Source organism: Nocardioides sp. (genome assembly GCF_030655615.1).
GTDB lineage: Bacteria > Actinomycetota > Actinomycetes > Propionibacteriales > Nocardioidaceae > Nocardioides.
The window spans coordinates 1-6,382 of the sequence record NZ_JAURVJ010000013.1 but is presented as its reverse complement, the minus strand read 5'-3'; the positions used below and the strand labels follow the sequence as shown (position 1 = coordinate 6,382).

Here is a 6,382-nt window from a genome sequence, read left to right as displayed (position 1 = left end):
GGGGCCCGCGTCGGGGGCTCGGCGGCGGCCGGGTCGTCGACCGGCCCGGGCGCCGTCTCCTCGACGGCGTCGGCCGCCGGGTCCGACGCCGACAGCCGCTGCTCGAGGCACGAGACGAACTGCCCGAGCAGCTTGTCGGAGACGTCCTGCATCACGCCCCGCCCGAACTGGGCGGGCTTGCCGGTGATGTTGAGGTCGGTGAGGACCTGGACGTCGGTGCCCCCGTCGGCGCCGTCGGTCATGCTCAGCGAGACCTGGGCGCCGGCGGTGCCGTTGCCCCGCTTGTCCTTGCCCTTGGCGTCGACCTTGAAGGAGTGGGCGGCGTCGTCCTTGTCGACGAACGTGCCCGAACCCGAGTAGACGAGGGCGATCGGACCGAGCTTGACCTTGACCGAGCCGGCGAAGGTGTCGGCGTCGGCCGAGGTGAGCGTGGCTCCCGGGAAGCACTCCGCGAGCGCGGCGATGTCCTGGAAGTGCGCCCAGGTCTCCTCGACCGGGGTGGCCACCGAGAAGCGGTGCGAGAGATCCACGCGCGCCTAGCCCCCTGCTGCGGCGGTGACCGCGCGGCGCGTGAGCACCTTGGCGAGGTGGCGCCGGTAGGACGACTCGCCGTTGAGGTCCGACGGTGGGTTGGTGTCCTGGTCGGCGAGCTCGGCCGCGGCGGCGAGGTCCTGACCACCGCGCAGCGCGTCCTCGGCCGCCCGGGCCCGCAGGGGCGTCGAGCCCATGTTGGTCAGTCCGATCGCGACGTCCTCGATCGAGCCGCCGCTGCCCTTGACCGTCGCGGCGACCGCGACGATCGGCCACTGGTGGGCTACCCGCACGAACTTCTCGTAGTGGGCGCCCCAGCCGGTGTGCTTGGGGATGCGGACCTCGGTGAGGATCTCGTCGTCGCCGATCGCGGTCTCGAAGAGGTCGATGAAGAACTCGTCGGCCGGGACGGTCCGGGTGCCGCCCGGGCCGGCGATGACGAACGACGACCCGAGCGCCAGCGCCGGCGCGCCGAGGTCACCGGCGGGGTCGGCGTGGGCGAGCGCGCCGCCGAAGGTGCCGCGGTGCCGGATCTGCTCGTCGGCGAGGTGCTCGACCGCCCGGTGGATCAGCAGCGCGTGCTCCTTGACCAGCGGGTCGGAGCCGACCACGGAGTGCGGGGTCATCGCGCCGATGACGATGGCGTCGCCGTCGTCGCGCACGCCGCGCAGGGACTCGATCTTGCCGAGGTCGATCACGACCTCTGGCGCGTTGAGCCGCATCCGCAGCACCGGCAGCAGGCTCTGCCCGCCGGCCAGGATCTTGGCGTCGTCACCGTGGGTGGCCAGGGCCGACAGGGCGTCCTCGACCGTGGTCGGGGCGACGTAGTCGAACGCGGTGGGGATCATGCGCCCGCTCCTTCCGTGCTGCTCGTGCCGGGCTCGGCGTCGGGCTCGAAGTGCGGCATCGCCGCGGCCTCGGTGGCGCCGCCGGCGCCGCCGTGGTTGATGGCGTTCCAGACCCGCTCGGGCGTGCACGGCATCTGCACGTCCTTGACGCCGAGGTGGCGGATGGCGTCGACGACGGCGTTGACCACGGCGGGGGTCGAGGCGATCGTCCCGGCCTCGCCGACGCCCTTGGTGCCGAGCGAGTTGGTGGTCGCCGGCGTCGTCGTGTGGTCGACGTCGAAGCTGATCGTGTCGGCCGCCGTCGGGAGCAGGTAGTCGACGAACGATCCCGAGACCAGGGTGCCCTGGTCGTCGTAGACCGCCTCCTCCCACAGGGCCTGTGCGATGCCCTGGACCAGGCCACCGTGCACCTGCCCGGAGACGATGAGCGGGTTGATGATGTTGCCGATGTCGTCGACGCAGGTGTACTTGCGCATCTTGACCGCGCCCGTCTCGGTGTCGACCTCCATCGCGCACAGGTGGGTGCCGTGCGGGTAGTTGAAGTTGACCGGGTCGAACGTCGCGTCGGCGTCGATCGACGGCTCGGCACCGTCGGGCAGGTTGTGGGCGGTGAAGGTCGCGGTCGCGACCTCGGTCAGCGCCATCCCGGCGTCGGTGCCGACGACCTGGAAGCGGCCCTCGTGGAACTTGACGTCGTCGACGCTCGCCTCGAGCAGGTGGGCCGCGAACGGCAGCGCCTTCTCGATGACCTTGTCCGCCGCGCGGACCAGCGCCTCGCCGCCGACCACCAGCGACCGCGAGCCGTAGGTGTCGAGCCCCTTGGACGCGATCTGGGTGTCGCCGTGCAGCACCTCGATGTCGTCGAACGGGATGCCGAGGCGGTCGGCGACGATCTGGCTGAACGCCGTCTCGTGGCCCTGGCCGTGGGCGCTCGCCCCGGTGATGACCTCGACCTTGCCGGTCGCCAGCATCCGCACCGACGCGTGCTCCCAGCCGCCGGCGCCGTAGTCGAGCGAGCCGAGGACGCGGCTGGGGGCGAGACCGCACATCTCGGTGAACGTCGAGACGCCCAGGCCGAGCTGCACGGGGTCACCGCTGTCGCGGCGCCTCTTCTGCTCGGCGCGGAGCTCGTCGTACCCGAAGATCTCCTTGGCCTTGGCGGTGGCGATCTCGTAGTTGCCGGAGTCGTACTCCAGACCGGCGACGGTCGTGAAGGGGAACTCCTCGTGCTTGATCCAGTTCTTCTCGCGGACCACGAACGGGTCGACGCCCATCTCGGCGGCGAGCTCGTCCATCATCCGCTCGATGCCGAACGTCGCCTCGGGGCGGCCGGCGCCGCGGTAGGCGTCGGTCCAGGTGGTGTTGGTGAGGACCGTCTGGCAGCTGAAGTGGTAGGCCGGGAACTTGTAGATGGCGTTGAACATGAACGCGCCGAGCACCGGTACGCCGCCGCCCACGATCGCGACGTAGGCGCCGAGGTCGGCCTCGAGCTCGACCTTGAGACCGGTGACGGTGCCGTCCTTCTCGGCCGAGAGCGTGAGCTTCTGCCACTGGTCGCGGCCGTGGTGGGCGCTGACGAGGGACTCGCTGCGCGTCTCGGTGTACTTGACCGGGCGGCTCAGCCGACGGGCGACCGCGAACGCGATCATCTCCTCCGGCGTCTGCTGCAGCTTGCCGCCGAACCCGCCGCCGACGTCGGGCGCGATGACCCGGATCTTGGACTCGGGCACGCCGGTCGTGGCGGCCAGCGCGAAGCGCAGGATGTGCGGGATCTGGGTCGCCGACCACACGGTGATCTGCTCGCCGGTCGGGTCGACCACGACGGAGCGGGGCTCCATGAAGGCGGGGATCAGGCGCTGCTGGCGGAACTCGCGCTCGATGACGATGCCGTCGGTGCGCGCCTTGGCGATGGCGTCGTCGGCGTTGCCACCGGTGCCGGCGGCCTCGGAGTCGAAGACCCACAGGGCAGACTTGTTGGTGCCGAGGTCGGGGTGCGCGAGCACCTCGTCCTTGAGCGCCTCCTTGATGCCGAGCACGGCCGGCAGCTGCTCGTAGTCGACGTCGACCAGCTCGGCCGCGTCGCGCGCCTCGGCCGCCGTACGGGCGACCACGACGGCGACGATCTCGCCGGCGAACGCGACGCGCCCGTTGGCGATGGGCAGGTGGGCCGGGGTGACCTGGTCGGGCGTGATCGGCCAGGCGTTGATGCACACGCCCTGGCTCTCGCCGAGGTCCTCCGAGGTGAGCACCGCGACGACGTTGGTCGACGCGGCGGCCTCGGTGGTGTCGATCGAGGTGATCGTGGCGTGGGCGACCGGGCTGCGCACCATCGCGAGGTGGAGCGTGCCCGGGATGCTGAGGTTGTCGGTCCAACGGGTGCGGCCGGTGATGAGGCGCTGGTCCTCCTTGCGGCGGCGGTCGCGGCCGATCTCCTTGGCCATCTCCTCCGGGGGGTTCGCGACGGCGGTCATGCGGGGTCCCCGATGATCGGTGCCGCGCACGAGCGGAGCGAGTCCTGGGCAGAGGTCAGTGGGGTGCTCATGCGTGCATCTCCGAAGCCTGGCCGGACGCGTGCTGCACGGCCTTGACGATGTTGTGGTAGCCCGTGCAGCGGCACAGGTTGCCCTCGAGCCCGACCCGGATCTCCTGCTCGGTGGGCGTGGGGTTGTCGTTGAGCAGCGCCACGCTCTGCATGATCATCCCCGGCGTGCAGAACCCGCACTGCAGGCCGTGGCACTCCCGGAACGACTCCTGCACGGGGTGCAGCTCGCCCCCGTCGTACGTTGCCGCGAGACCCTCGATCGTCGTCACCGTCGCGCCGTCGGCCTGCACCGCGAGGACGTTGCACGACTTCACGCTGGTGCCGTCGAGGTGGACCGTGCACGCCCCGCAGTTGCTGGTGTCGCACCCGATCACGGTGCCGGTCTTGCCGAGCTTCTCGCGCAGGTACTGCACGAGCAGCATCCGGGGTTCGACGTCGTCGGCCACCTTGGCGCCGTCGACGGTGAGGTTGATCCGGGTCATGAACTCTCCCTTGGATGGTGGCTGCAGCACGCAGTGGCTGTGACCCCGCTCACGCTAGGTCCGGTCGGTTGGGGTCAGGTTGGTCGGTCGCGAGGCACGAGCGGCCGGCCAGAGCTGGCCCGGTCGAGCGAGCGCGACGGGTGAGCTCGCGAACCCGTCGCGGCGAGTCGAGACCCCCGCAGGCGCAGCTCGACCCGACCTCGGCGTACTGGTCAGGGAAGTCCGACCCTTGTCCGGGGTTGCAACCCCTGACCAGGGTCGGCGGCCCCGGGCGGGCGGGGAATCCGACACCCCCCAGGGCATCACCCCCGCCAGCCCCGGCGCAGGACGTCAGCCCGACGCCGCAGCAGCCAACCGCCCCTTGAGCAGCGGCTTGGCCGGGTGGGCCTGGGCGCCGAGGGCGGCCAGGCAGCGCTCGACGACGGCGGTGTCGTAGGGCGCGAGCTCGGCGTAGCGCAGGACGGCGTCGGGGTCGGGGTCGGCGAGGAGCGCCTCGCGGACGGCGACGGCGACGTACTCACCCAGCTCGGCGAGGGCGGGCGAGTTGGTGCCGGGCAGGAGGTCGCCGCCGTAGGCGTCGACGGCGGCGGCGACGCGGCCGCGGCGGACGAGGGCGAGCACGTGCTCGACGTCGGTGGCGACGGGCATCATCAGGCGGTAGGGGCGCGAGGAGAGCTGGCCGCCCAGGGCGGCGCGCAGGTGGGACACCTCGGCCTTGAGGGTCGAGAACGTCACGGCCTGGTCGCCGTAGACGAGCGCGTGGAGCTGCTCGAGCGAGAGGCCCTCGGGGTGCAGCGCGAGCAGGGCGAGCACCTCGGTCTGGCGGCGGTTGAGCAGGAGCCGCTGGCCGTCGAGGCGCACCTCGGCGGTGCCGAGCAGCGTCATGACCAGTCCCGGGTCACCGGTGTCGTCGAGCAGGCTCGCGGTCGGGTGGTGGTGGGAGTGGGGCAGGGCGGTCTCGATGAGCCGGGCCATGACCCGGGCGGTGGCGAGCCCGATCGGGTGGCTGCGGTCCCAGGTGGTCGACAGGTCGATGACGCCGAGTCGTCGCCCGCTGACCGGGTCGACGACCGGCGCGGCCCAGCAGACCCAGTTGTGGACGATCGAGGCGTAGTGCTCGGCGCTGAAGACCATCGACGGCTCGCCGAGCCGGTTGGCCAGGTCGAGGGCGTTGGTGCCCATCGACTCGTCGTCCCAGCGGCCGCCGGCGACGAAGTTGACGGTCTCGGCCTTGCGGCGCATGACCCGGCCGCCGTAGGTCCACAGGATGCGGGTGTCGGGGTCGGTGACCGCAAGGACGAGGTCGCCGTCCTCGGCGGTACGCCGGAGCTCGGCCTCGACCCGCTCGACCGCGACCTGGAGGGGCGAGTCGCGCCACAGCGCCGAGGTCTCGGACTCGTCGGCGAGCGGGGCCGCCTCGACGTCGGGGGTGATCGCGGCCTCGGACCGGGCCCAGCTCGACAGGATCTCGGGGCGCACGAGCGGCTCGGCCGCGTCGCCCTGCTCGACGAAGGTGGTCCACGCGTGGAAGCACGCGCGCTTCTGCTCGTCCAGGTCGGGCCGCATGTCCGTCACGCTACCCCGCGCGTGTGACCCGGGTCACCGGTTGCGGGAGGTGGGCAGGAGCGCCCGCGCCGAGCGGGCCCGGAGGGCGCCCCACCACAGCCCGGCGCCGTAGCCGAGGTCGTCGAGCCGGTGGACGGCGACGTAGGGCACGACACCCATCGACGACCCGACCCGGCGCCGGTCGGCGAGCCCCTCGGCGACGGCTGCGACGAGCACGGCCCGCCGGCCTCGCGGCGAGCGCACCGCCCACAGCACGGCGAGCGGCCAGTGGTGGCGAGTGAGGGCCGAGCCGAGCTGCCAGGTCGATGCGACAGCACCCTCGACGGCCAGGATCGCCGCCCCGCGCCGGGCGCCCGCGTCCCCCTCGAGCCGCTCGGCCACCGACACGGCGGTGGCGGCCAGCGCCAGGCCCG

5 protein-coding genes and 1 pseudogene are annotated in these 6,382 nt (G+C 72.3%); all 6 read right to left on the bottom strand.

Annotated elements, in window-relative coordinates:
* A partial coding sequence (locus tag Q7T52_RS00970) for an SRPBCC family protein (protein ID WP_304798699.1) occupies positions 1-530 on the bottom strand: 530 nt, incomplete at its 3' end.
* A gap of 6 nt (positions 531-536) precedes the next feature.
* A complete protein-coding gene (locus Q7T52_RS00965) occupies positions 537-1,379 on the bottom strand; it encodes a xanthine dehydrogenase family protein subunit M (protein ID WP_304798696.1) in 843 nt (280 codons plus the stop codon).
* Positions 1,376-3,850 (bottom strand): xanthine dehydrogenase family protein molybdopterin-binding subunit, encoded by a 2,475-nt coding sequence (locus Q7T52_RS00960; RefSeq protein WP_304798693.1) that lies wholly within the window; start codon positions 3,848-3,850, stop codon positions 1,376-1,378. Before Q7T52_RS00960 ends, Q7T52_RS00965 begins: the two co-directional genes overlap by 4 nt.
* Positions 3,851-3,917: 67 nt before the next feature.
* Complete coding sequence (locus tag Q7T52_RS00955) at positions 3,918-4,403, bottom strand: (2Fe-2S)-binding protein (protein WP_304798690.1); 486 nt, start codon at positions 4,401-4,403, stop codon at positions 3,918-3,920.
* A 330-nt stretch (positions 4,404-4,733) separates the two neighbouring features.
* Entirely contained in the window at positions 4,734-5,969 is a 1,236-nt protein-coding gene (locus Q7T52_RS00950; protein WP_304798687.1) for a transcriptional regulator, read from the bottom strand.
* Between the two features lie 33 nt (positions 5,970-6,002).
* Positions 6,003-6,382, bottom strand: a pseudogene (locus Q7T52_RS00945) (hypothetical protein); the annotation flags it as partial.